We start from the raw sequence: 1,871 nt of genomic DNA, 5'->3' as shown, positions 1-1,871 counted from the left end.
GTCGGCGTGGTCGGAGTTCTTGAGGATCTGGCGGACGAAGCTGCGGACCAGGTCGTGGAAGGTGTAGTAGCCGAACTCGTGCTGCTGCAACAGGTGCGCGTCCAGCAGGACCTCCAGCGTCGTCTCCGCTACCGATTCCGAGCAGCCGAACAACGCCGCCGCCGAGCTGACATCGATGTCGCGGCCGGGGTGCAGGCCCAGCAGGCGGAAGGAGGCGCGGTGTCGGGCGTCGAGGCCTTCGTAGGAGATCTTGAGGGTGAGCTCGACGCCGCGTTCGTCGGAGCGCAGCTCGTCCAGGCGGCGGGACTCGTCGCTCATCCGGTCCACGAGGTAGGCGATGGACCAGCGGGGCCGGTTGGCCAGCCTGCTCAACGCGATCCGCAGGGCCAACGGCAGGTGTCCGCAGAGTTCGACGAGGTCGGCGACGGCTTCGGGTTCGGCGGCGGTGCGGCGGTCGCTGAGCACGGTGGTGGCCATGGCGGTGCTGTCCTCGCTGCTCATGGTGCCCAGCGAGATCCAGTGCGCGCCGTCGAGGTCGATCAGGCGGGTGCGGCTGGTGATCAGGACCAGTGATCGGGCGTTGGGGGGTAGCAGTGGGCGGACCTGGGCGAGGTCGGAGACGTTGTCCAGCAGCAGCAGGACGCTGCGTTCGGCCACGCAGGTGCGCCAGAACTCGATGCGGGCGGCGGGTTCGTCGGGCAGGTTCCCGGTGGGCACGCCCAGCATGCGCAGGAGTGCTTCGGCGGCGGCGGGGGCGGACATGGGTTGTTCGGCGGGGGTGAAGCCGCGCAGGTCGAGGTAGAGCTGGGCGTCGGGGTAGTGGTCGGACACGGTGTAGGCGGTGCGGACGGCGAGGGAGGTCTTGCCGGCTCCGCCCATGCCGTCGATGGCCAGGACGCGTGGTCCGCGGGTGGGGGGTGCTGCGATGCGGGCGCGGAGGTCGTCGAGTTCGTGTTTGCGGCCGATGAAGTCGGGCAGGTCGTTGGGCAGTGACCGGACCCCGGTCGTGACCTCGGGTTCGGGTCGGGGGGTCGTCGCGGGGGGTGGGGTGGGTTCGGGGGTGGCCAGGTCGGGGTCGTTGCGCAGGATGCGTTCGTGCAGTTGGGTCAGGTCGGTGCCGGGGTCGATGCCCAGCTCGTCGGCCAACAGCGACCGGACTCTGGCGAACTCCTCCAGGGCTTCGGCTTGTCGTCCGGAGCGGAACAGGGCGAGCATGAGTTGGCCGCGGAGTCGTTCGCGTAGGGGGTGGGCGGCGACGAGGGCGCGTAGTTCGCCGATGAGTTCGGTGTTCTCGCCGCGGGCCAGGCGCAGGTTGGTGAGTTGTTCGAGTGCGGCGGTGCGGCGTTCGAGCAGGGCGGCGCCGGCGCCGCGGATGAGTTGTCCGCCTTCGCCGGCGAGGACTTCGCCGCGCCACAACGCGAGTGCTTGGTGGAGGTGGTCGGCGGCGGTGTCCTCGTCGTGTTCGGTCAGGGCGGTGCGGGCGCCGGAGAGCAGGGTGGTGAACTGGCGGAGGTCGGATTGGGCGGTGGTGAGCACGGCGCGGTAGCCGGAGGTCTCGGTGAGCAGGATGTCGGGGCCGTGGGGGATGAGTTGGCGGAGTCGGGCGACGGCTTTGCGGACTTGGTGGGTGGCGGTGGCGGGGGAGGTGTGTTCTTCCCAGACGGCGTCGACGAGTTGGGTGACGGTGAGGACTTGGCCTGCTTCGAGTGCGAGGGCGGCCAGGACGCGTTCCTGGACGAGTCCGCCGAGTCGGATGCGGTTGCCGTCGTACCAGCATTCCACCGGTCCCAGGATGTTGATCCGGAGTGGGGACTCCCGACTGGTGTCGGTGGGCATCCGCTTCACCACTGGCTTTCTGGACGAGGAGCCGC

General features: G+C 69.8%; 1 protein-coding gene. It reads right to left on the bottom strand.

The genetic code is table 11. The features are described 5' to 3' along the window. A partial coding sequence (locus CLV43_RS46900; protein ID WP_211304897.1) for an AfsR/SARP family transcriptional regulator occupies positions 1-1,836 on the bottom strand: 1,836 nt, incomplete at its 3' end. Positions 1,837-1,871: the final 35 nt, after the last annotated feature.

The organism is Umezawaea tangerina (assembly GCF_003002815.1).
Lineage (GTDB): Bacteria > Actinomycetota > Actinomycetes > Mycobacteriales > Pseudonocardiaceae > Umezawaea > Umezawaea tangerina.
Note: the sequence above shows the minus strand (reverse complement) of the source record. Positions and strands in the feature narration are given on the sequence as shown.